Annotated in this window: 18 protein-coding genes, 3 tRNA genes and 1 pseudogene; 19 read left to right on the top strand and 3 right to left on the bottom strand. The window is 56.4% G+C overall.

The features are described from left to right. The first annotated feature begins 11 nt into the window (after positions 1–11). From ACSYSO_RS07210 to ACSYSO_RS07190, 5 genes and pseudogenes are all read left to right on the top strand, one after another. Positions 12–1160, top strand: a complete 1149-nt coding sequence (locus ACSYSO_RS07210; protein WP_489760940.1) for a phosphate ABC transporter substrate-binding protein PstS — start codon at positions 12–14, stop codon at positions 1158–1160. Between the two features lie 17 nt (positions 1161–1177). Next, positions 1178–2158 (top strand): annotated as a pseudogene (gene pstC, locus ACSYSO_RS07205) (phosphate ABC transporter permease subunit PstC); the annotation flags it as partial. A gap of 135 nt (positions 2159–2293) precedes the next feature. Beyond that, on the top strand, positions 2294–3274 hold the full coding sequence (gene pstA, locus ACSYSO_RS07200; RefSeq protein WP_489760950.1) for a phosphate ABC transporter permease PstA: 981 nt from the start codon (positions 2294–2296) through the stop codon (positions 3272–3274). 8 nt (positions 3275–3282) lie between these two features. Then, positions 3283–4062: a phosphate ABC transporter ATP-binding protein PstB gene (gene pstB, locus ACSYSO_RS07195; protein ID WP_489760941.1), complete on the top strand. Its 780-nt coding sequence runs from the start codon at positions 3283–3285 to the stop codon at positions 4060–4062. A 998-nt stretch (positions 4063–5060) separates the two neighbouring features. Next, positions 5061–6455 (top strand): NCS2 family permease, encoded by a 1395-nt coding sequence (locus ACSYSO_RS07190; RefSeq protein ID WP_489760951.1) that lies wholly within the window; start codon positions 5061–5063, stop codon positions 6453–6455. A gap of 780 nt (positions 6456–7235) precedes the next feature. Here the strand turns inward: ACSYSO_RS07190 and ACSYSO_RS07185 are convergent. Next, positions 7236–7637 (bottom strand): hypothetical protein, encoded by a 402-nt coding sequence (locus ACSYSO_RS07185; RefSeq protein WP_491701732.1) that lies wholly within the window; start codon positions 7635–7637, stop codon positions 7236–7238. A 1509-nt stretch (positions 7638–9146) separates the two neighbouring features. On the opposite strand from ACSYSO_RS07185, the gene rplJ reads away from it, so the two are divergent. From rplJ to ACSYSO_RS07160, 5 genes are all read left to right on the top strand, one after another. Beyond that, the gene (gene rplJ, locus ACSYSO_RS07180; RefSeq protein WP_489760943.1) at positions 9147–9668 is read left to right on the top strand and encodes a 50S ribosomal protein L10; all 522 of its coding nucleotides are present in this window, start codon (positions 9147–9149) and stop codon (positions 9666–9668) included. A 104-nt stretch (positions 9669–9772) separates the two neighbouring features. Continuing rightward, positions 9773–10153: a 50S ribosomal protein L7/L12 gene (gene rplL / locus ACSYSO_RS07175; RefSeq protein ID WP_489760944.1), complete on the top strand. Its 381-nt coding sequence runs from the start codon at positions 9773–9775 to the stop codon at positions 10151–10153. Between the two features lie 142 nt (positions 10154–10295). Further along, a complete protein-coding gene (locus tag ACSYSO_RS07170; RefSeq protein ID WP_489760945.1) occupies positions 10296–12008 on the top strand; it encodes a variant leucine-rich repeat-containing protein in 1713 nt (570 codons plus the stop codon). Beyond that, positions 12005–15622, top strand: coding sequence for a helicase (locus ACSYSO_RS07165; RefSeq protein WP_491701731.1), 3618 nt, complete (start codon positions 12005–12007; stop codon positions 15620–15622). The genes ACSYSO_RS07170 and ACSYSO_RS07165 overlap by 4 nt, the downstream gene beginning before the upstream one ends. Beyond that, positions 15619–15819 carry a hypothetical protein gene (locus ACSYSO_RS07160; protein ID WP_489760946.1) on the top strand — a complete coding sequence of 67 codons (201 nt, stop codon included), beginning with the start codon at positions 15619–15621 and terminating at the stop codon, positions 15817–15819. Before ACSYSO_RS07165 ends, ACSYSO_RS07160 begins: the two co-directional genes overlap by 4 nt. Before the next feature lie 95 nt (positions 15820–15914). On the opposite strand, the gene ACSYSO_RS07155 is transcribed toward ACSYSO_RS07160, so the two are convergent. Both ACSYSO_RS07155 and ACSYSO_RS07150 read right to left on the bottom strand, forming a co-directional pair. Then, the gene (locus ACSYSO_RS07155; RefSeq protein WP_489799469.1) at positions 15915–16631 is read right to left on the bottom strand and encodes an SAF domain-containing protein; all 717 of its coding nucleotides are present in this window, start codon (positions 16629–16631) and stop codon (positions 15915–15917) included. A 200-nt stretch (positions 16632–16831) separates the two neighbouring features. Continuing rightward, positions 16832–17032: an FmdB family zinc ribbon protein gene (locus ACSYSO_RS07150; protein WP_489799471.1), complete on the bottom strand. Its 201-nt coding sequence runs from the start codon at positions 17030–17032 to the stop codon at positions 16832–16834. A gap of 169 nt (positions 17033–17201) precedes the next feature. On the opposite strand from ACSYSO_RS07150, the gene ACSYSO_RS07145 reads away from it, so the two are divergent. From ACSYSO_RS07145 to ACSYSO_RS07105, 9 genes are all read left to right on the top strand, one after another. After that, on the top strand, positions 17202–18743 hold the full coding sequence (locus ACSYSO_RS07145; RefSeq protein ID WP_489799473.1) for a hypothetical protein: 1542 nt from the start codon (positions 17202–17204) through the stop codon (positions 18741–18743). A gap of 139 nt (positions 18744–18882) precedes the next feature. Continuing rightward, entirely contained in the window at positions 18883–19176 is a 294-nt protein-coding gene (gene groES, locus ACSYSO_RS07140) for a co-chaperone GroES (RefSeq protein ID WP_489799475.1), read from the top strand. A 188-nt stretch (positions 19177–19364) separates the two neighbouring features. After that, positions 19365–20456, top strand: coding sequence for a histidinol-phosphate transaminase (locus ACSYSO_RS07135; RefSeq protein WP_489799477.1), 1092 nt, complete (start codon positions 19365–19367; stop codon positions 20454–20456). Between the two features lie 100 nt (positions 20457–20556). Beyond that, positions 20557–20638 (top strand) — tRNA-Tyr (locus ACSYSO_RS07130). A 1-nt stretch (position 20639) separates the two neighbouring features. Further along, positions 20640–20711 (top strand) — tRNA-Thr (locus ACSYSO_RS07125). A gap of 4 nt (positions 20712–20715) precedes the next feature. Then, positions 20716–20789: transfer RNA gene (locus ACSYSO_RS07120), tRNA-Met, on the top strand. A 48-nt stretch (positions 20790–20837) separates the two neighbouring features. Then, entirely contained in the window at positions 20838–21008 is a 171-nt protein-coding gene (rpmG, locus tag ACSYSO_RS07115; protein WP_489799479.1) for a 50S ribosomal protein L33, read from the top strand. An 884-nt stretch (positions 21009–21892) separates the two neighbouring features. Then, the gene (locus ACSYSO_RS07110; RefSeq protein ID WP_491701730.1) at positions 21893–22594 is read left to right on the top strand and encodes an ATP-binding cassette domain-containing protein; all 702 of its coding nucleotides are present in this window, start codon (positions 21893–21895) and stop codon (positions 22592–22594) included. Then, a complete protein-coding gene (locus ACSYSO_RS07105; RefSeq protein ID WP_489799482.1) occupies positions 22591–23133 on the top strand; it encodes an ABC transporter permease in 543 nt (180 codons plus the stop codon). The genes ACSYSO_RS07110 and ACSYSO_RS07105 overlap by 4 nt, the downstream gene beginning before the upstream one ends. Positions 23134–23142: the final 9 nt, after the last annotated feature.

Here is a 23142-nt window from a genome sequence, read left to right as displayed (position 1 = left end):
AATAGGGAGTAATGAGCATCAAGCGAACCTCCATATGGTGCCGCGCCTTGGCGGCTGTGTCGTGTCTCGCCCTGCCGCTGTCTTTGGTGGCATGTGGCGACAACGTAGACGATTCCGATACTGCGAATCGGCAAGCAGGTCAGGCCTCCGGCATCTCTGGTGAATTCTATGGTGCTGGCGCGTCCTCGCAGCAAGGTGCCACTGAGGCATGGATCGCTTCATACCGCAAGACCAACAGTCAGGCGAACATCGCCTACAATCCGACCGGTTCGGGTGCCGGAGTCACTACGTTCATGACCGGTGCCACCGCTTGGGCCGGCAGCGATGCACCGCTCAGCGATGCCCAGGTGGATCAGTCGGCAGCTGTCTGCGCCTCGGGCACAGCGTTTGACGTTCCGGTCTATATTTCTCCCATCGCCATCGTCTTCAACTTGCGGGGTGTCTTCTCTACAGGTGCAACGGCGGGGGAGCGGCATCTCAACCTCGATGCTGTCACGGTGGCTCGTATGTTCGATGGGCAGATCACCCGCTGGAACGACGATGCCATTAAAGAACAGAATCCGCTCGTGGACTTGCCCGATACTCCCATCACTGTGGTGCATCGTTCTGATAAGTCCGGCACCACGCAAAGCTTCACATCATACCTCAAAGCCGCAGCGGGGGAGGCGTGGCCCCACGATCCGCAAGAGAACTGGCCAAACGACGTGGGACAGGCTGCCAAAGGTACTGATGGCGTGGTGACCACCGTCTCTCAGGCTGACGGCACCATCGGCTACGTAGATGCGGCGAAAACCGGTGATTTCGGCACCATTGCAGTCAAAGTCGGCTCTGCTTATGTGCCGCCTTCTCCCGATGCGGCCTCCAAAGTGGTCGATGCATCCGCACTGCGTCAGTTCCCCAAGTCGAGCGGGCGCGTAGTGGTTGACGTCAATTATGCTACCCAAGCCAAGGATTCCTACCCGGTGGTGCTCGTCTCCTACGCAGTGGCCTGCCCGGCATACAAGGACGCCGGCACCGGTCGTTTCGTCCGCTCATGGCTGGAATATGTGACCGGCAGCCAAGGGCAGAAAGTGGCTCAAGACAACACCGGTTCCGCACCGCTGGGCTCCTCGCTGCAGGAGAAAGTGGCACGTAGCGTGGCAAAGGTTCAAACCTCATGACGCGTCCCGAGTCCAGCATGGCGCAGTCCGCGCCGACCGATTCCCCAACGCAACGCGCGCCGGAGAATAGCTCGTGGGCAGGGCGTGGAGCTGGCGCAGACAAGGCATTCCGCACGCTCGCGTTTGCTGCGGGAATCATCATTACTCTATTGCTCGGCGCGGTGTTGATTTTCCTTATGGTGCGCGCCTGGCCGGTACTTTGTGGCGATCAGAGTGAGGTCTCGCATACCTTCTCGGAACTGTCTGGCGGTAAGGCTTCAAACTTCTTGGGGTATGTGGGGCCGTTGCTTTTCGGCACTGTGCTCATCGCTGCTGTGGCTCTGGTTATTGCCTTATTCGTCTCCATCGGCGTCTCACTGTTTATCACGTTTTATGCGCCCAAACGACTGTCGCGACTGCTGAGCATGGTCGTTGACCTGCTCGCTGCCATCCCTTCGGTCATCTACGGCTTGTGGGGGAGCATCGTACTGGTACCGGCCACATACGGCTTCTGGAAATGGCTGTCCCGAGTGTTGGGTTGGATTCCCATGTTCTCCGGCCCAGCTGCCAACCCGCCTCGTACTGCTGCCACTGTGGCATTGGTGCTGGCCGTTATGATCATGCCCATCATTGCCTCCATGACGCGGGACCTGTTCCAAAGTTCCTCGCAGATCGGCATGGAATCGGCGCTGGCCTTGGGCGCCACCAAATGGGAAATGATTCGTCTTGCCGTGTTGCCGCAAGCCAAGTCCGGCATCGTCTCGGCAGCTATGCTCGCACTGGGGCGCGCTTTGGGTGAGACGATGGCCGTCATGATGATTCTCTCGCCCGGTTCCAGCTTCTCGTGGCATGTGCTGCAAGCTTCGAAAACGCAAACCATAGCCGCCAACATTGCCTCGCAGTTCCCTGAGGCCAACCCGCTGGGCGTGTCGGCTCTCACCGCCACCGGTTTGGTGCTGTTCGTTATCACATTCGTGGTCAACGTGGTGGCTCGCCGAATAACCGGCAAGTCCGCAGCTCCCAAAACCACTGGTCTGCGCGCGCGGTTGGGAACGGTGCTGGGAACGGTGCGCAGGCAGCGCAAGTCGGATGCTGTAACGTCCACTGCAATGCCGCCTGCTGTCGGTGAGCCCAAGCGCGGTGCCGATGAGGGGATGGTTTCAGACGCTGCAAAAGCACGCGTCCCCGATTTTTCCAAGCTGCGCCCCTCCGCCAGCCGTCTGCGGTGGCGCAAGATCGTTGATCTGGTCATGCGTTTGTTGATCATCGTTGCGTTCCTTGCCGCTCTCATCCCGCTCATCTCGCTATTGTGGACGACGGTTTCCAAAGGCATCGGCAGGCTTAACTGGAACTTCTTGAGCTACAACATGTCCGGTGTTATCGGCGGCAAGCCCACACCTTCGGGAGGGCACGGCGGCGTGGAGCATGCCATCATAGGCACGCTTGAAATCACGTTGGGAGCCATGGTCATCAGTGTGCCGCTGGGCTTGATGTGTGCGGTATATATCACCGAATATGCGCGCGACGGCTGGTTCAAGCGCACTGTGCTGTTGTTGGTCAACGTGATGAGCGGTATTCCCTCCATCGTGGCCGGCCTGTTTGCCTTCTCCATGTTTACGCTCATCTTCGGCCCCGGCACGCTCAACGGCTTCGAAGGCTCTGTGGCGCTATCCCTGCTCATGATTCCCACCGTGGTCAATTCGAGCGTGGAAATGCTGCTGGCTGTTCCTGTTGATTTGCGTGAGGCTTCTGTGGCGCTCGGCGTCACCAAGCAGCGCACCATTACCAAAGTGGTGTTGCGTACCGCTTTGCCTGGCATCGTTTCGGGAGTGCTGCTGGCTGTGGCTCGTGTCATCGGCGAGACCGCGCCGCTGCTCATGACCGCCGGCTTCATCTCCACCACGAACTTTAACCTGTTCTCCGGGCAGATGACCACTCTGCCGGTGTACGTCTACCAGGAATACACCAAGCTTTCGGTCACGTGCCCAGCCTCGGCCGGGCCGTCATGCGTAGAGAGTATCCCCATGGAGCGGGCGTGGGCCGCAGCGCTGGTGCTCATTGTGCTGGTGCTGCTCCTGAACTTCGCAGGCCGTGCCGTGCAACGCGTCTTCTCCCGTCAGCAAGGCAGAAAGTAGGAACCGATATGGGGCAACGTATAGAGGTGAAACACCTGAACGTCTACTATGGTGACTTCCTCGCCGTCCAGGACGTGAACATCACTATTGAGCCAGGCAAGGTGACCGCATTCATCGGGCCTTCCGGCTGCGGCAAATCGACGGTGCTGCGCACGATGAACCGTATGCATGAGTTGACGGCGGGTGCCCGTGTCACCGGTCAGGTGCTGCTCAACGGCGAGGACTTGTATGGTCAAGGGGTCGATCCGGTGGCGGTGCGGCGCGACGTGGGCATGGTGTTCCAGAAGGCCAACCCATTCCCGACCATGTCCATCAGGGACAACGTGTTGGCCGGTGTCAGGCTCAACAACCGCAAGATTTCCAAGGGCGATGCCGACGATTTGGTGGAGTGGGCGCTTAAGGGGGCAAACCTGTGGGCCGAGGTGAAAGATAGGCTTGACGCTCCGGGCATCGGCTTGTCCGGAGGTCAACAGCAGCGGCTGTGCATCGCCCGCGCGGTGGCGGTGCGCCCCAAGGTGCTGCTCATGGACGAACCCTGCTCGGCTCTCGATCCGATTTCCACGCTGGCTGTGGAGGATCTGATCGATGAGCTCAAGCGCGACTACACCATCGTGATTGTCACGCACAACATGCAGCAGGCCGCCCGCGTGGCCGACTACACCGCATTTTTCAATCTGCAGGCCGTGGGCAAGCCCGGTCATCTGGAATATTTCTCCGATACCGCCACCATGTTCAACAACCCGCGTAACGAGGCTGCCGAGCGCTACATCTCCGGCCGTTTCGGGTGAGTTCAATCCGGCTGTAGCAAGACGGTGCTGTCAGGCCGGCACTGTCAGGTTAGGTGAGGGGGGGGGGAGTGTCATGGTGCATATGGATTTGCATATGGGTAAGCGTGAGCAGCGCTTGCTATATGTCAAGAGATTGGCCGTTGCGGTAGTCAGCGTGATTGTGGTGTATGTGCTGTGTTAGATTGCTGCGGCGCGTCAGTTTGAGGCTGCGTCGCAACGATATGAGCACAATCAGATTGCGCTGCGCTACTCACTGAATGTGTTGGTAGGGGTTAATCTGCAGTTGGAGCGGCTTCCGCAGGCAGTACGTGATCAGGTCGATCCAGGGGAGCCATATTCGACCATTGATCCGAAGACGGGAAATCAATTTGGCACAAGCCTCCGGCTGATGTGTCGTGGGCTGTGTGGACGCTGTATATAGACGCGTATAGAGCTAACCGAGATGCACAAGAAGATGAGGCGGCCCGCTGCAATACAGAGCGTACGCTGTCGGTCATGGATGAGATGGACCGTGTGCAAGCCATTGTGGAGAACGCGCGCACGAGGCGCAGGACTGAGTCCCCATGTGCTTCATGAAGCTTTATGCTCTGAAGTGCTGAAAGTGCGATTGCTGTTTCAGTGAGATGTGGCGCACTGTATCGTGCGGTCGGGCAAGCTGCATCTGGCAACCCAATGCCGGTATTGCACGGTGCATGGTGGTATTTGTAATTCCCAGTATCGTAATAGGCGTTTCCTCGGGCATTTTGTGAAGTGCGTCATGGTAGGATGAGCGTATCCGCTGTTGGCGGGAACTGGCTTGGTTGTGTTGGCAGCTGGGCGTTGGTGCCCGCTGGTTTCGGACGAGTCGCAGCAACCTCTGCACGGCTCCGGCCAATCCCAAGTTTCCCTGTCGCACTTCAATGCTTGAACTGGCGTTGCCGGCTCAGGGGTTGATTTTCAGTGTTTGGTGAGGTCTTCCTGGGTGTGCCGGTCGTGCACAAACCAAGGAAAAGAGCATGATGGACAAGTTCTTCCATCTCAAGGAAAACAATACCAAAGTATCCACTGAAGTAGCCGCAGGTATCACCACATTCTTCGCGATGAGTTACATCGTCGTCGTCAATCCCCAGATTCTCAGTCAGACCGGTATGCCATGGGGCGGCGTATTCCTCGCAACCATCATCGCCTCAATCGTAGGCACGCTTATCATGGGCTTGTTCGCCAATGTGCCGTACGCCCAATCAGCCAGCATGGGTCTTAACTCTTTCTTCACCTACACGGTCTGCTTCGGTCTGGGCTTCACTTGGCAGGAGACGCTGTGCATGGTCTTTCTGTGCGGTCTGATCAACATCGTCATCACCGTCACCTCCATCCGTAAGCTCGTTATCGCCAGTATTCCCGAATCCTTGCAGCATGCCATCGGCGGCGGTATCGGCCTGTTCATCATGTACGTCGGTTTCCTTAACGTCGGTTTCATCAACTTCACCCCCAAAGATGCCAAAGAGGCCGGCACTGGTGTCGCCACCGCTGCAACTCCTGGTCTGGCAGTACTCAACAAGCCCGAATTGTGGGTCTTCCTCATCGGTCTGGTACTCGCCATCGTGCTCACCGTCCTCAACGTACGTGGCGGTCTGCTTATTGCCATCGTCGTAGCTGCCATCGTCGGTATCCCGTTCGGCATCACCACCATGTCCAGCTCCATGTCGGTCGGTCAGACCTTCTCTCAACTGCCTCAGACCTTCGGTGCCATTTTCAGTCCGCAAGGCTTCCCGGCACTGTTCTCCAACGTTTCACGACTTCCGCTCGTACTCATCACCATTTTCGCCTTCTCTATGTCCGACACGTTCGACACGATCGGCACGCTTGTTGGCACCGGCCGTCACACCGGAATCTTCACCGATGAGGACATCAAGAATATGAGCAGTGGCAAGGGCTTCAGCTCAAAGATGGACAAGACGCTCTTCGCCGACTCCATCGCCACGTCGATCGGCTCGGTCTTCGGCACCTCCAACATCAGTACCTATGTGGAATCGTCTGCGGGCATCGCCGCCGGTGGCCGTACCGGCCTGACTTCGGTTGTGGTGTCCTTGTGCTTTGCGGTCACCATTTTCCTCTCGCCGTTGGTCTCCGCCATCCCGTCTGCAGCTACTGCCGGCGTGCTGGTTGTCGTTGGTGCCATGATGGCCTCCAGTCTCAAGGAAATCGACTGGGGTGACATAGCCGAAGCTATTCCGGCTCTCTTTGCCTCGGTGTTCATGGCGCTGTCGTACTCCATCTCCAACGGTATTGCCGCAGGCTTCATCATGTACTGCCTGGTCAAGGTGAGCAAGCGCAAAGCCAAGGAGATTCACCCCGTCATGTGGGTGGTTGTCGCACTCTTCATCGTCGATTTTGCCTTGCAAGCCGTGCTATAACTGGCGCTTTTGTTGTGCAGATTTGTTCGAGGTAGTGACTTTGTCTTGCGCGTCGTGTTATGGCAAGCGGTTTTCCTGTACAAGCCGTGTTCTGGATGGTGACTGTGCCCTGCAAGTCGTGTTCGAACTGTTAACTTGGCTTTGCAAGTCGTGTTATGACCGTCCACTTTCCTGTACAACACGTGTCGCAACTGGCGATTTTGCTGTGCGAGCCGACTCTGATCGTTGGCTTTGCTTTGCAAGATGTAATTTATAGGCGGCTTTCCTGTGCAGCCCGTGCTATAACCGGTGACTTTACGGTGCAAGTCGACTCTAAATCATTGGCTTTGCTATGCGAGTCGTCGTATTCTCATGGTCGGCTTCCTGTATATGTCGTGTTGTAACCGACGAGTCTTGTCTGCGATGCCGTTGCATGATTCCATCGGCACCGCAATGTGACTCCTACAATCGTTCCCAACCTCCCGCCATCCCATCTTTAGCAACAGAACCGTCGCTGATTATCGATAAGCGACGGTTTTATTGCGTACGGTATCTGGTGCGCATCATTTCCGTCGTTGATTTCCAATTAGCGTCGGTTTTGTTGCGTATGGGCCTAGGCGCGCATTATTCCTGTCGTTGATTATCGATAAGAGTCGGGTTTGTTGCACGCTTTCTTCGATGTGCATTATTTCCGTCGTTGACTTTCGATTAGCGTCGGTTTTATTGCGTACGGTCTCGGGTGCGCGTCATTTCCGTCGTTGACCAGCTCGTAGCGACGGAAATGATGCGCTGCCGTACCCCTCAGCTCTCTGTAAGGTCGGTGCGGGGGATGCCGGCATTGATCAGTTTCTGTGCCATTGGTCGTTTTCTTACCATTTCGCGAAAGTTGATTCGTACGAGCCGGTCGATGCCATCATGGTACAACGCTATTTCACGATTGCGTTCATCGTGCACCGTTTCCGGGATCGTTTTGCCGCCGGTCATGGCAGGATCGGCATATTTTTGCTCGCCGTCGAACTCCACTGCGACAGTTGACCCATCGATGGCGGTAAATTCGAAGTCTACGCGTAGAGGACTGCGCGGATTGTTTGGGTTTCGGTGCGGTACCTGCAGTCGTGGGATGGGGAATCCGAGCTCGAGCATGGTGGCGCGGCACATCGACTCTCCGCCGTTTTCGCTGAGCGGATTTGCGTATGTGACCATGCGTAACAACCGTTTCAAGTGCCGTGAGCGCATAGGCAGGTTTAGTGAGCCAATATTCTTTTCGAGTTCTGAACGTTGTATCAGGCCGCTGCGCAGTGCGGAATCTACGAGGGGAAGTACGTCTGTGAGAGGGTATCGACTACCGCAGCTGATGAGGGTGTGCGCCACGCAGGTCACCGGCAAAGAATCGTATCGTGAGTCGCATGGCGTGTTCATGTAGATGTGCCGCAAGTGTGATTGTGCTCGTTCGCCATGTTGCCCACGGTGCTGAACGATATGTATGTTGCATGCTTGGTTGAGTCGATGATTGATCCACAATCCATAGATCGATGCTGCGGTTAGATCGGTGAAGACCCACTGCGGGTGTATTTGCGCTACTGCTCGAGCGATCCACAGCGTGCGTTCGCCGGTGGACAATGCATCCCATATTTCTGGTTCGATGAATGTTGCGGGGTAAGGGCTCACTAGTTCCCCGCACTGTCTGCGACGTTGCATAGCGCGTGCCATATGGCTGTTCGGAGCGGTCGCGCAGCGTTGTGCGTGGTGCGCTTGGTTCATGAGCGCGCAGAGTTCAGGATGACGTTTCATGCTCATACAGTATGCGATTGTCGCCGTATCGAGGGTGAAAATCAATCAATGTGGACGAATGGTCACCGATTCGACACGCCGGTGTGCTGCGACTCGTTCCGCTGTGCTGAGACGTGTTTCCAACGCGCTGCGTCTTGTTTTCGCCCGCGGCTTGTCAGTGATGTTTTTGTTGCGTGGTGTAGCGACTTTGCGTTGTTTCCGTCTCTGCGAGCTTGTCAGTGACGTTTTTGTTGCGTTGGATGGTGGTGTCGCGTTGTTTCCGTCGTTGATGGGTTGTGAGTGACGTTTTTGTTGCGTTGGATGGTGGTGTCGCGTCGTTTCCGTCGCTGGCGGGTTGTGAGCGACGTTTTTGCTGCGTGATGTGGAGCGTTGGATATTGAGCGCTGGACGTTGTATTGCGGTTGAGTGTTGCGCAGGTGTGGAGCACTGGACATGAGCATTGGACGTTGTATTGCGTCGGATGTTGTGTTGCGTTAGACGTTGCGCTGTGCTGCTTTAGGACGTTGGCTTGAGTATTACGCATTAAGTGGTTGAATTGCCTTGAACGTGACGTTGCATATTTGGCCGCGTCCTGCCATACTGCGACTTACCGCGTCATACTCGACAGAACACGTCATACTGTGCCAGATCACGCCCAATCACGCCCAATCACGCCAGATCACGACATGCTGCACTGCTTTGGAGAGATGGAAAGTCCTCGGCTTGGCGTACAGTAAACACCCGTAAACCACAGACTGTTGGTTAGGAGCGTAAGCTCCTCGAAGTTCGGTTCACCGAGCCAGCATAGGTTGCGCAAGTAAGAAGCCCCGCATGGGGTCGGTTTCGGCCGTTTGTTTGCTCTGCCTATGTGCAGGGCTTTTTTATTGCTCTGATGGCGCGGTTCGGACTTCCCGGTCAACGGTCGACTTAGGAAGGAACGCCATGAAAAGGCCCGAAAAGGAAGAGGTGATTGCGCAGCTGACGGACAAGTTCCGCGAGGCTGATGCCGTCTACCTTACCGAGTACCGCGGGCTTACCGTTCCGCAGATTTCCGATCTGCGCGAAAAGCTAGGCCGCGATACTTCCTACGCCGTGGCGAAGAACACTCTGGCACGCATTGCTGCTAAAGAGGCTGGCTACGAGGGCTTCGATGAAGTTCTCTCCGGCCCCTCCGCTATCACCTTTGTAAAGGGTGACTATGTGGAAGCCGCAAAGGTGCTGCGTGACTTTGCCAAGGACAACAAAGCACTCGTCATCAAGGGTGGTTTCGCAGACGGAACCATGTACGATGCCGAAGGCTTCAAGCAGCTCGCTGATCTCGAATCTCGCGAGACGCTGCTCGCCAAGATGGCTGGCGCGCTCAAGGGCACTATGTCCAAGGCCGCTCGCACGTTCAACGCACTGCCTACCAAGACTGTGCGCACGATCGACGCTTTGCGCGAGAAGCAAGAAAAGGCCGCCTGATTCGTTCCGGCTTAGCGCCGGTGCATCAACGGTTCTACATAATAAGAATTTTGGCTTGGGGTTACTAATTCACACCCGCAGGCCGTTACAGAAAGGAAGCCATCATGGCTAAGCTCTCAAGCGATGAGCTCTTGGACGCGTTCAAGGAAATGACCCTCGTTGAGCTCTCTGACTTCGTCAAGAAGTTCGAGGAAGAATTCGACGTCGAGGCTGCTGCCCCCGTCGCCGCTGTTGCTGCCGCTCCGGCCGCCGGCGGTGCCGCTGAGGAAGAGAAGGACGAGTTCGACGTCGTTCTCACCGCTGCTGGTGACAAGAAGATCCAGGTCATCAAGGCTGTCAAGGCCATCACCAACCTCGGCCTGGCCGAGGCCAAGGCTCTCGTCGACTCGGCTCCTAAGGCCGTGCTCGAAGGCGCCAAGAAGGACGACGCCGAGAAGGCCAAGTCCCAGATCGAAGAGGCCGGCGGCACCGTCGAGCTCAAGTAGTTCTGAAGGGCACACTTCGGTGTGTCCTTGGCTATTTTCTGCAAAAACCCACCAACGGTTTTCCCCGTTCGGTGGGTTTTGTTTATTTCTGCGGGTATCGTATAGGTTAAGCATGCTTTTGACAAAAGAAAGGTGGATCGAGGTGGCAGAACAACGAGCTGCGCAATGTTGGATCATCAAGGTCAACGGAGCGGAACAGGTTTGCGTCAACGCCGGCGAGGACGTGGAAATAGGACGACGTCCGCTCAGGCCGCTGCCTGAGGACGGGCATAAGAGGCTTGAAATCGAAGACAAGACTCGATCCATGTCGAAGCGTCACGCGGTGTTTGCCGTGGCGCAGGACGGTAGCGCCGAACTGACTGATATGAAGTCCACGAACGGCTCGTACCGGGTCAATGAGTCCGGCAATCTGGAACCGGTGAAGCCGGGGGTGGCGTTCTCGCTGCCGTCGTCTTCCGAGCGTTTCCAGTTCGGTGATGTTCCGGTCGATTTCGATCGCACGGACAAGCCTGAAGGAGAGGACGGCCCCACGAAGGTGGCTGACCTCTTCAACAACGCCTCTTTGACGGCAAAGCAGGAGCCAGACATGTCTGACATGTCGGTTGACGATATTCTCAACTTGCGTGCCGGTGAGCCTACGCGTGCGTTCAATGCGAGCGAGGTTGCCAAGCGTTTGAAGCAGAACGCGAAGGCACAGGCCAAAGCAAATGAGGAAGCCGACCAGGCTGACCAGGCTTTGGCTGCGGCCGCTGCGAAGAAGATTGACACGGTCGAGGGGATTTCCGTCAATGTGACGGCTCCTGGTGCCGCGCAGAATGGTGAGCGTGACTTGTTCCGTGATGCCATGGCGGCTGCAAGTTCCGATGAGCTGAGGGTTACTTCCACCGGGTCGAATGTGCAGAGCGTAAGCGAACATGCTTCTGCACCGGAGCAGAAGCAGAGTGCTGCCGCGCAGTCGGTGGAGCATCATCCTCGTCACCAGCGCGCCGAGCAGCAGACAGAGGAGTCTGTGAGCCAGCAGCAGGGTGCAGCACAGCCGACAGACGGGCAGACAATTGCTGCCGATGTCAAGGCTCAGCAGCCCTCCTCCGAGCAGCCGCAGACTGCAGTGCAGAACAGCAACACCCAGCAGCAGGCTGCAGCGTCTCAGGAGCAGTCCCAGCCGGTGCAGGTATCTCGTGGTCCAAAGGAGGAGGACTCTCACAATCCTCCCACCCAGCAGATCAAACGCGTTGATGCGCCGGAGCAGGCACAGAACCCGGCAGTTGCAGCCTCTGCGGCTCAGACGGCAGGTCAGAGTGCCCAGGCAAAGCCTGAGACCAAGAAGCACGAGTCTGCTGAGGAATCTCGTCCGCAGCCCAAGTTTGATTGGTCGGAATCAGATGATTTCCCCGAAGTGAAGCAGTCTGTCGCAACGCGTCCTTCTACCCGCCGTCCGGCAGCACAGCAGGCTGCCGCAGCGGCTCAGCCGGCGCAGACAGCCGGCAAGCAGGATTCCGGCGCCTCCTCCTCGCCGGTTGCAGCCGAAGCACAGCAGGGTGAGGCTACTGCGGTGTTCGAACCTGGTTCCATCTTTGACAAGGTGCATAAGGGTGAGTTTGATAAGGCGGCACAGGTCATCGAGGTCAACGGGCTGACGTCCGAGGATGCCAAGAAGACCACGGACTATGCCATCCAGTTCGAAATGGCCAAGCATCAGCCCCTGCTGCCGTTCTTGGCTATGAACCCCTCGTTGTATGACGACCTGTATGTGTGGCTTGAGTCTCAGGCCAACCAAGAGATTGACGCTTCGCTGTCCCGTAACCCCGGGTATGCCAAGTACCGTGAGTCGGTTGGGGGAGGATTCGCAGGATGAGCGAAGCAACGCAGGCTGGGTCGCGACTGAACAGACTGCGCGAATGGCGTGATGACTACCGCAGCGGGCTTGCCCCGTCTGCGCTGCAGAACATCGGGCAGCTTTCCGCGCAGTTGGACATGACGCATGCCCATCCCTCGGGGATTGCGCAGTTGTTCGCAAGCGGTCATGCCAAACTCGACTCCATGTTTCGTGATGCCGGCATGCTCCGTGCAGCCGGCCGTCAGCTGGAGCGTGTCTTTGCCGATCAGGAGGCGAAGGCACGGACTCAAGGCGTTGCCGATCTCTCTCTTGTAGTGGGTGTGGCGAAATGGAAAGGCAATGCCGTTCCAGTGCTGCTGTACCCGGTTGAGGTGGATTGCGATGCTGAGGGCCGCGAGGGCGATTCCGTGATTCGCTTTACCGGCAGTGTGCAGCTCAATCCTGCGTTTTCGACGCTGATGCGAGATCAGCGTATTGATTTGAATGAGGCCGAACTGTTCGACGAGAGACGCTACGAAGGTGGCTCCCCCGACACATCGGCCGTATTTGAGGCCATCAGCGATAAAGCCGCTACGGTGTTCGCAGAGTTTGACATTGAGCGTGACATTGTGCTGGGTTGCTTTATGGATCCGGCCATGCAGATGTTCTCGGAATCTCAGCGCATCATTGATGAGTTGGAAGACGGGCCAACCGGCAACGTGGTACTCGATGCCATCGCCGGAGACGAACAGTCCGCGGCGGAGCTTGACGAGGAGCTGCCCCCATACAGCCCGTTCGATAACGATCCTCACAACGAATATGAGGTCGGCGATGTCGATAACGTGGTGCGATATGCGGCGAATTTGGCTGGGACTGGGCATTCGCTGTTCGTCAACACCGGTATAGGTAACGATACTGCTCTTGATGCGGTGACCATCGCCTCGCGTTGTGTGGCAGCCAGCCGCTCCGTGCTGTACGTGCCGTGCGTGGACGAGCAGAAGCGTCGGTTCGTGCGTGCCGCGAGCCAGCAGTCCATCAGCCCGTTGGTGCTCGATGTGGCCGGCTCGAATTCGGCGCATAGCCTCGACAAGCGCCTCATCGGTGCGGTGAGTTTTCAGCCAGGCACGGCAACGGCTCACTTTGACCAGCTCGCCGACGAGCTGGTTGGTGTGCGTTCCCGCTTGACCCGTTACCTTGGTGATTTGCACACCCGCAACGAGCGTTGGGGCGTCTCCGCATACGAGACCATTCAGAACTTGGCTGAGATTTCCGCACTGCCTACGCGTCCGGTCACGCAGGTGCGCTTGCCGATAGAGACCGCGCAGAGCATCGCCGACGAACTTCCCAAGTGGTCAGGCAAGCTGCAGCAGGCCGGGGAGTATGGCGAATTCACCGTCAATCCAGAAGATACCGCTTGGTATAACGCCTCGCTCTACACCGAGCGCGATGCGGAAGACGCGTATGAATGCGTCGAGAAGATGTTGGAAAGTCTGCTGCCATCGATGCGCAGTCAGGTCACGTCCATCGTGGAGACCTGCGGATTCCCGGTGCCGAATACCATTGACGAGTGGAATCAGCAGGTTGTCGTGCTGCAGAACTTGCGGCGCGTACTCGATATATTCCAGCCTGAGATTTTTGAGCGCGACATCGACGCGATGATCGAAGCCACGGTTCCCAAAGAGGAGCGTAAGGCACAAGGCTCCGATATGAGCTTCATGGAGCGCAAACGCCTTGAGAAGGAAGCACGCAAGCTTGAGCGCGCCGGTGCGCATGTGGAAGATCTGCATGTGGCGTTGAAGATTGTGGCCAAGCAGGCTGCGGAATGGCGTACACTGTCTCCCCATGGCGGATGGCCAGTGCTGCCTGCCAGGCTTGATGCCATTCAGGAGACACAGGATGTGCTTATGCAGTGCATCACCAAGCTGAATTCGGTTCTCGCCACCACGGCGCAGGGAGCGAATTTGGAATCCGCTGAGCTGGCAAAGCTCGACGGCCGGCTTCGTGTGCTGTATTCCGACCATGAAGCGTTGGAGACGCTGCCGGGGAGAGCAAGCTTGGAGCGTGAGTTCCGCAGTGCAGGTTTCACGGATTTGGTTGAGGATCTGCGCGCTCGTGCGGTGCCGGTCGAGGCAGTCGATGGCGAGCTCCAGCTGGCTTGGTGGACGACGGTGTTCGAGGACATTGTCTCGTCCTCGGAGATTATCTCGAACCAAGACGGTATGGCTTTGGAAAGCGCGGCAGACCGGTTCAACAAGGTGGATCAAGAGCATTTGCGTGCAGTCGGGCCGATGATCGATCAGGAGTCGATGCGGCGCCTGAGCGATATGCTGTTCTCGAACACGCAGGAAGCGAACCAGCTGCATACTGAGTTGGCGAGTGGAACCCGTTTCTCGCTGGAACGTACTCATCGCGCGCATAGCACCATTCTGGCCATGGCCAAGCCGATCATCGTGGCTACGCCTTCCACGCTCGCGGCGTTGAGCGATCCCGAACCGCTGGCTGATGTCGCTATCATCGATGCAGGAGCACATATGCCCTCCATTGCGTTGTTGAGCGCAGTGAGCCGGGCTAAGCAGGTTGTGGTGCTTGCGCATCGTGATACGGTCACTTCTCCGGCGTTGAAGATACTCATCGACATGTTGCCGACTGTTACTGTGGAGCCGCGCCCCATGGGTTGTGATCCGCGTTTGCTGACGTTCTTGACCGATCATGACTACGGCAAAGTCCGGTATGATGTGGCCAGTGCCGACAGGCAGGGCAAGATTCGCCTTCATCAGGTAGAAGCCAATGGTGTACCGGTGTTGGCAACCGGGCTCATTGAGAGCAGCCAGCAGGAGATCGATGAGGTTATTCGCATCATCACCGAGCGTTTCGGCGAATTTACCTCTTCGATTCCGGTCGATTACACGTTAGCTGTGGTAACGCTTACTTCGGTGTTCCGTTCCCGTTTGGGTGTGGAACTGAAATCGTTGGCGGTCAAAGACAAAGCCATGTCCGGTTTCCTGAGACATGTGCGTTTGGTGAGTGTCGATGAAGCGGTCGGAGCCAAAGCTACAGATGTCATCCTTTCGCTGAGTGTGGCTAAAACTGCGCACGGTAGGCTGATGCAGCACTTTGGTACGCTTGAAGGCGTTGGAGGCGACAACAAGCTTCTTGATGCCTTGGCCTTGACCAATCGAGATCTTGATATCGTGGCAGCATTCGGCTCACAAGATATGGAAGCTGAACGTCTCCATCAGTCTGGTCCGCAGCTGCTGAAAGTGATGCTGAGCTGGGCTGAGCAGCTTGATGGTGCTCCGGTTCGACCTGCGGTCAAGTCGCGCGCTGGTAATGTGATTTTCAACGATTTGGCTTCTCGTCTCCGTGTCAAGGGCTTTGATGTCGCTGTCGATTATGGTTTCGACGACGGCATCCGCATTCCTTTGGTGGCAGGCAAACATGGCGAATCGTTCTCTGTTGCAGTGCTTGCCGACGACGAGGAGTTCATGAGTATGAGTTCTGTGCGTCGCCAGCATCGCTTGCTACGCCAGGATTTGGAACTGCTTGGTTGGTCGGTGATAACCGTGTGGGGTGTGGCCGCCTTTGTTAATCCGGACAAAGAGGTTGATCGCATTGCCAGCCATGTCGATGCACTCTTCAAGGATGAGCGTTGACCCGCTACGATCCTGATCGACGCTTGCCGCGTGGCCATCGTCGTACCGTCAAGCCCGGGACTGAGCGCTTCGATGTGGACGGTGTGAAGGTTGAACCGGAAGCGCAGCAAGCGCAGATGCGGCGTATGGCAGATGACGATGCACGCATACTTGGCGAGTTGCCGCCGCACTGGGGAGTGTTCCAAGAACGCATTTGATAGTGTCCGTTCCTGCGCGAGAACCGGATATCCATATGGAGAGGCGTGTAGGAGCGGATGGCAGTTCTCCTGTAGGGCCGGTTCTTGGGCGTTTCTTATTGTGGCGGTTGCTTTTCCGACGGTTGTGACGATGCTGGAACCACCATGATTGCAGATTGCTGCTGTGCGAGAGAGACGGTGGCAGCTTCCTCGGGAGGCAAGGCAAATTCCATCGCAATGCTTTCTCCGGACTGTTTCTGTTTGACTTCGCCGAGCACCAGGGCAGTTTTGGATAGCGTACAGGTGCCGCTGCCGGAAGGATTGCGCGGAACCGCTGCGTCGGGTGTGCCGGGTTGACGGCTTTGCTCGCAGTTGAGGGGTGATATCAGTGTTACCGTATCTCCGGCGATTACGGTCGATGAAGACTGTGTTACTCGCGCCTGTACCGCAGTAAGACCGGTCGGCAGTATTGGAGCTTTGCCTATCATGCTGTTGATGAGAACTGACCCAGCTGTGATATTGGTTTGCGCAATGAGCCCTTCTGCCTGTTCGCTATGGGAGAGTAGCGCGCTGAAAGCGCCATTGGCAGGAATGGTTTGTTCTGAAAAATCACTGGCCGTCAGTTTCTCGCCGCGCTCTATGGCATGTGAGGCAACGAGTGCTGTTTGCGTGCTCTGTGCGCCAGTGATAGCGCTCAGGCTAAAAAAGAGCGTTAATGCCGCAAATATGGCCATGGCAATACCGCGTATGCGCGCGATCCGCCTTCGCTGTGACAGTGAGTACCGTTGATGCGCTTTGCCACTGCGGTGCTGTGTACCGTTAAGAATAGTCATGCGCTCTATTGTGGGGCATGGAGAGTGGATGGCACAGAGAAATCGATCATTGTGGACGAATGGTCGGAGTTATCCACATTCCGGGCGTGTCGCTCTATTTTGTTCACTGAAAGGTGTGGCAATACTGGGGTTATGGCACTAAAAAGCCTCGGCCGTTTGAGGTCCGAGGCTTTGACAACAATGCGCTGTGTGATCGCCGGTCACTCGCCTTCGGAGGATGAACCGCCTTTATCTGTGCGGTAAAACCCGTGCCCCTTGAACTCGATCGGCACAGCGGAATAGACCTTGCGCACCTGTGCTTCACCGCACTTGGGGCACACCTCGATAGGGTCATCTTCAAACGACTGGTGCTCGGTAAAATCGTATCCGCACTGCTTGCAACGGTAATGATAGGTAGGCACGTTTCCTCCACGGTCCAGCATTTTCGGCAAGGGCTGTGAGCCCCTGAAATCTCACTGTTTATATCCTAGTGCCAGGGCGGACGAGCAAGCGATTTTGGGCTGAAGGCGTCGCGCGACACGCACGGAAAATTCTGGGCAAAAAGTCAGGAAGTCTCCTTATTCTTAAAACATGAATTACGAATGGATGAGCAGTTTGGTCGTGCTCGCCATTCTCGCTATCGCTGTTGTCGGATGGTTGCCTAGGCGTACGTTGGACAGCATGAACAAGGTGGTGGAGCATCGGGAGGATAAGTACTCGTCGTCCTTGCATCTTGTGGATGCTAACGCGAGCACGTATTCGTGCGATGAACACCAGTCGGCTCCGGGGGGAATAGGCATGCGCTCTAGAAGTGGTAACGATGCGGGCATCTCTCCGGAGCGTGTCAAACAGATTAGACAAGCCAGGCATAAGGCAACAGTACGTCGCCGTGTTCTTGCGGCGTTCCTGTTCGTCGCTACAGTGGCTGTTTTTGTTGCTTCGCTTTATCTTCCCTTCAGCGCGTTATTCTCGTTAATCCCCGCCGTACTGCTGCTGGTGGTTCTGATACTTGGTGCCAGGGCGTCCAAGAAGGCTCGGCAGTGGGAACACAAGCTTCATGAGCGTACCCGTTCCGTACCGTTAAAGTCGGGTGCTGCCTTGCATCATGAGCTTGGTGCGCGCGATGCGCAGACGCGTAAACGCCCCCAGTCCGCTTCCAGCACCAATACGCAGACAGCTGTTTCGCCATCACATACGGCGCCATCACACACGTCGGCATCGCGTCAGAGCGAGCAGCGTACGCGTCGTCGAGGCGAGAGCGCAACTTCCCAGCCGAAGCAAACAGCACAACAGTCACCGGCAAAGCAGCACTCATCGCAAAGCACTGCTGCTCATAACGGCGCGGTAACTGTCGAATTAAGCAAGCAGAAGAGGGTGCAGAAGCATAGCGCTGTACCGCAGCGTGTTCCTGCCAAAGAGACGGATCGTGCTGCAGCCAAGCCCAAGAGCAGCTCTCGTAAGCAGGATCTTATATCGTTCTCTCTTGGTTCTGCTTCTGCACAGAACGATGAGGTCAAAGCCGCACAGGCTCCACAGAGTCTCGAAATCAAGTCTTCGCGTCAGGTGACCAAGGTCAAGGTTAAGCCGATTGAACCGGTGACGTTGAAGAAGCCGACCGCAGATGAGACTGTACAGGTCCAGGATGCGGCTGCTGCAACAGCTTCTGATGGTGCCCAGCAGCGTACGAGCATGAAGGCTCACGCAGAGAAAACTGTTGCGCCGGAACTTCCTGAGACGAAGTCTGACCGCGCAAACGAGCAGATTCCTGTTTCACAGGCACCACGAGAAATGACAGCGCGTACCCGTCAGCCTGCGCAAGTAGCTTCGGCGGCTCCTCAAGGGCGTGACCGTGTGCACGCAAAGCCAAATACTGAGGCGAAGCGACGCTCACGTCGAGCGGCCAAGTCAGTGCAGCCGTTGTTGCATCTTGATTTTGCGGCCACGCGTCCTGCCGGTCTGGGCAATGTGAACGATCACGTCGCTTCGTTTGCTGACGCAGCCGCGTTCCATGACACTGAGACCAAGGCCGTGGTTGAGCCGCCGGCTGTTTCCTCGGACTCGCTGGGCACCGGATTGCAAGCAATTCTGGGGCGCCGGAATGCCGAGCAAGAGCGTGTTCACTCTCAGCGTTAGCACTCGGTTTGGCAGAGTGCTAATTTTCGCGCTACGATAGACAGGTAAGCGCTATGGGACGGTGCCAAAGTGATCGTCAGCCTCTTCAGCGGTGTCCTTGAGCGTACGATTGATATCTCTTTAGAAAGAGGGACTCACAGTGTCGATTTCACTTACACCGTTGGAAGACAAGATTATCGTCAAGCAGGCTGAGGCCGAGACTCAGACTGCCTCGGGACTGTTCATTCCCGAGAACGCCAAGGAGAAGCCGCAGCAAGGCGAAGTTCTTGCTGTAGGCCCTGGCCGCCGCGACGATAACGGCAACCGCATCCCCGTGGATGTCAAGGTCGGAGACAAGGTGCTGTACTCCAAGTACGGCGGCACCGACGTGAACTACAAGGGTGAGGATTACCTCATCGTCAGCGCTCACGACGTGCTGGCAATCCTTGACTAATTCACAGTTCTGGGTAAACCGACCTTTGGCTTACCTGGGCAGATAAGGTCATGCTTTCAGGGCGTGTGCTGCTAAGCGGGAAACCGCGAGGTGGCGCACGCCCCGATTGGTTTAGTGGGACGGATAAACCTATACAAATCATGTGTACGATTCACATTTTCCGTCTACAGCGTATACAATCGTAAGGTATGAGTTTCAAACATCGCGCGATCATTGATACCATTCCGTCATACAAGCAGGGCAAGCCGGCCGCTCTGGCTACGGGGCGTAAGGCATTTAAGATTTCCAGCAATGAGAATCCCTTCGCACCGCTGCCGTCGGTGAAGGAGGCGCTGCAGCTCGACGCCTTGGGCAGCATCAATCGATATCCGGACATGCACGGCACCGTACTGGTGGAGCGTTTGGTTCAGGAGTACAGGGTGTACGGCATTGAGTCGCGCAACGTAGTGTTGGGATGCGGTTCCACAGAGGTCATCACACAGCTGGTGAATCTGGTGTCCGGTCCCGGAGACGAAGTTATCTTCCCATGGCGCAGCTTTGAAGCGTACCCCATCATCGTAGCTGGCGCTGGTGCGACAGCTGTACCGATTGCGAACCGAGCGGACGGCGGGCACGACATTGACGCCATGATTGCCGCTGTCAATGATCGCACGCGTCTTGTGGTGCTCAATAATCCAAACAATCCCACTGCGGTTTCGCTCAGCGATGCCGAGGCGCGGCGTGTGATGGACGCTGTCCCCAGTGATGTGCTGGTGCTGGTCGATGAGGCGTACTTACAGTTCAACAATGCGGCTGACACCAACGTAGGTATGGATCTGTACCGGGACTACCCGAACGTGGTGGTAGCCCACACGTTCTCCAAAGCCTACGGCCTGGCGGGCTTACGTATCGGTTTTGCTGTGGCTCCCGCAGATGTGGCGGAGGGGATGCGCAAGGTGGCGTTGCCGTTTGGCGTCACGCAGTCTGCTCAGGTGGCCGCTTTGGCATCACTGGATGCAAACGAGGAGCTGATGCGCCGTGTGGAGTTCATCAAGGTGGAACGCAAGCGTGTGGTTACTGCTTTGCGGGCTCAGGGTTGGGAATTCCCGGAGCCCTATGCGAATTTCTTCTGGCTGGAGCTCGGATCCAGGACCGCTGCCGCTGTGCCGAAGTTTGAAGCCGCTGGCCTGTCGGTGCGAGCGTTTGCCGGAGAGGGGATTCGTATCTCCATTGGCGAGCCGGAGGCAAATGATGCGGTGATTGAGGTGTGCGCTCAGCTGAAATCTGAGGGCTTGGCCTGATTTCGACACACTTGCGCGTGTCGCGGGTTGCATGAGTCGCGACCTCGTGGCATTATGGTCAAGTTGCCTGCGCAGGAGTTTACGCTCTTGTGTGAGTAATGGCGGATTTCCCAAGCGGTCAAAGGGAGCTGACTGTAAATCAGCCGCTGTAAGCTTCAGTGGTTCGAATCCACTATCCGCCACGCCTCGATAGCTCAGTGGTAGAGCACTTCCTTGGTAAGGAAGAGGTCGTGAGTCCGATTCTCACCCGAGGCTCTCTGGCGGGATAGCTCAGCTGGCTAGAGCGCACGACTCATAATCGTGAGGTCAAGAGTTCGAGTCTCTTTCTCGCTACAAATACACCGGTGCCAGCCGGTGACGAACAAACGCAGAGGTGAAGCTATGGCAAGCAAGAGTGCCGCAGTCCGTCCGGGCATCACGCTCGCATGCACGGAGTGCAAGGAGCGCAACTACATCACGACCAAGAACCGTCGTAATACACCGGATCGCCTGGAGCTGAAGAAGTTCTGCCCGCGCTGCGGCAAGCAGACGGCGCACCGCGAGACTCGCTGAGTGTTTCGCTAACAGTAGTTTGTTGGAAAGGGTCTGAGGGAAACCTCAGGCCCTTTTGTTTTCCGGTGAAGTTTCCATCTCTCCGGTTTCTGGAATAGGCCAGCCTGTCTGCAGCTGCTTATGCCTATCATGAACCCTGCACAGTGGCAGTAGGTGGCGCAATTATGGACATTGACACAAATATCGACAGAAAACGGGCAGTTTGTGTCGATATTTGCGTCATGTCTAGGGATGGGGCTGAGGTGATGGCCTAGTTGGGTCATGGCTTTGGTGACCGAATGGTGTCAGCTAGAGTGGTTTGCGCAGAATGAGTGGGGTTTGGTGATTGAAGTGTACTCACTGTTGTGGTTTGTGATGGAATGTGGGTACGGTTTGGTCATAAAGGGTAAGCGGCAAAGTGTGTTCCATGATGGGCAAGGTTCAGCTGTGTCCGGCTGGGTGGGTTAGGGCTCACCGATTCGTACATCTCTGGCACATGGTCTGTTCTTTCTTCTCATGATTCCCTGCCGTCTGGAAAATGACGCGGAAGTCATTTCGCTCGCCTTGAGACCCGCCCGGGCAGAATAGTCGTGGCATGGATTTCGATGTGCATGTTGACTTGCAACAGCACCTGTTCGGCCACGGCGTTTCAACGAAACCAAGCCTTTTGAAGAGTGCAGATTATCGAGTAGTGACTACCGACCCTAGACAAGGCTTCTCATATGTGATACGTTCTTCAAGACACGGCGTTAAGTGGTTCATCGGTTTAGTAGTCCAGCTGTGTCACAGGCGATGCTCCGTGTCAGGTCCGAGTCGTGAATGATCGGTACGTGCAACGCCGCTTGTCGATTGGGACTGTGTCTTACGCAATCCCAACCATGTACCAAGGATAAGGGCTACCGCCAATGAGTGTATTCATCGAAAATTTGCAATATCGGTATCCTAAGGCGTCGTCACCGGCCGTAGATGTATCGCGTCTTGAACTGCGTGATAACGTTACGGCAGTCATTGGCTCGAACGGTGCTGGCAAGAGCACGCTGTTTAAATGTCTCGAAGGTTTTCTCAAGGCTCAATCCGGTTCGATATCGAAGCAGGGCGGGAGCGCAAAAGAGTTTCGCAGCGCGCAAGTGTTCCAGACCGAACAGTTCTTCGACCACATCACGGTACGCGAGTGGATTGAGTTTCATGCCCTGCTCAAAAGGATTCCGCTGGACGATGAGGGGATAGACGACTGCCTTGAGAGGTGCGGCCTTTCTGGCGAGGGGCACCGCATCGCGTCGCAATTGTCCGGCGGGCAGCAGCGAAGGTTGAATCTCGTGTGTGCACTCATTGGCTCTCTTGACCTCTTGATTCTTGACGAGCCTACCACCGGTCTCGGGCTCGACTATGTTGCGCAGTTCAGTGTTGAAAAGATGGGTAGATTCCATGCGTTCGAGGACTATGACAGATTCGAGGATTCGGGTATGGTCACCTTGTTCATCCCTCAGGAGCGAGATTTCTTTGCTCGCTTCGGCAGTCTGGAATCGCTGATCGCGCAGGGAATCGCTCTAAGACGGCCGGATATGAGCGACGTGTATACCCGTCACTACAAAGAGGTGATCCGATGACCGAACTCGTGAAACTCACACGTATCCTGTTCAGGATGGAATTGCGCAACTTCAAGATCTCCAGACTGCCGATGCGCATCATTGCTGTATCCATACTCATTACCCAGCTACTGTTCATGCTGTTGCAGACGGTGTTTGTGCTTGCCTTCGCATACTTGTTCTTGGGTGCGCGCTTCACGTTTACCGGCACTTCGTGGCTTTGTATTCCTGTGGTGCTGGTCGGACCGTTTGCGATGCTGGCTGTCGGTTTCTTGGTTTCGGCACGTACGGGCAACGCACGGGCGGCTACGATGATCGGGAATATGATCAATCTGGTGGCCATTTTCCTCGGCGGTGTCTTCTTTCCGTCGGATATCTGGCCGAAATTCATGCAGCCGCTCACCTGGATCAATCCGCTGACGTGGATTGTTGAAGCGCTGAGGAAATCGTGCCTGTACGGCACTATGGATCTGGCGGCATTCTGGCCGGAGATTGGTGCTGTTTCTGCAATCGCAGTGGTGTGTCTCGTTGCCGGGCTTAAACTGTTTCGCTATGAATAAGAAGCGGTG

The sequence above is a fragment of the Bifidobacterium sp. ESL1130 genome, assembly GCF_058507935.1.
The sequence above is the reverse complement of the archived record's forward strand: the minus strand, read 5'-3'. Positions and strand labels throughout refer to the sequence as shown.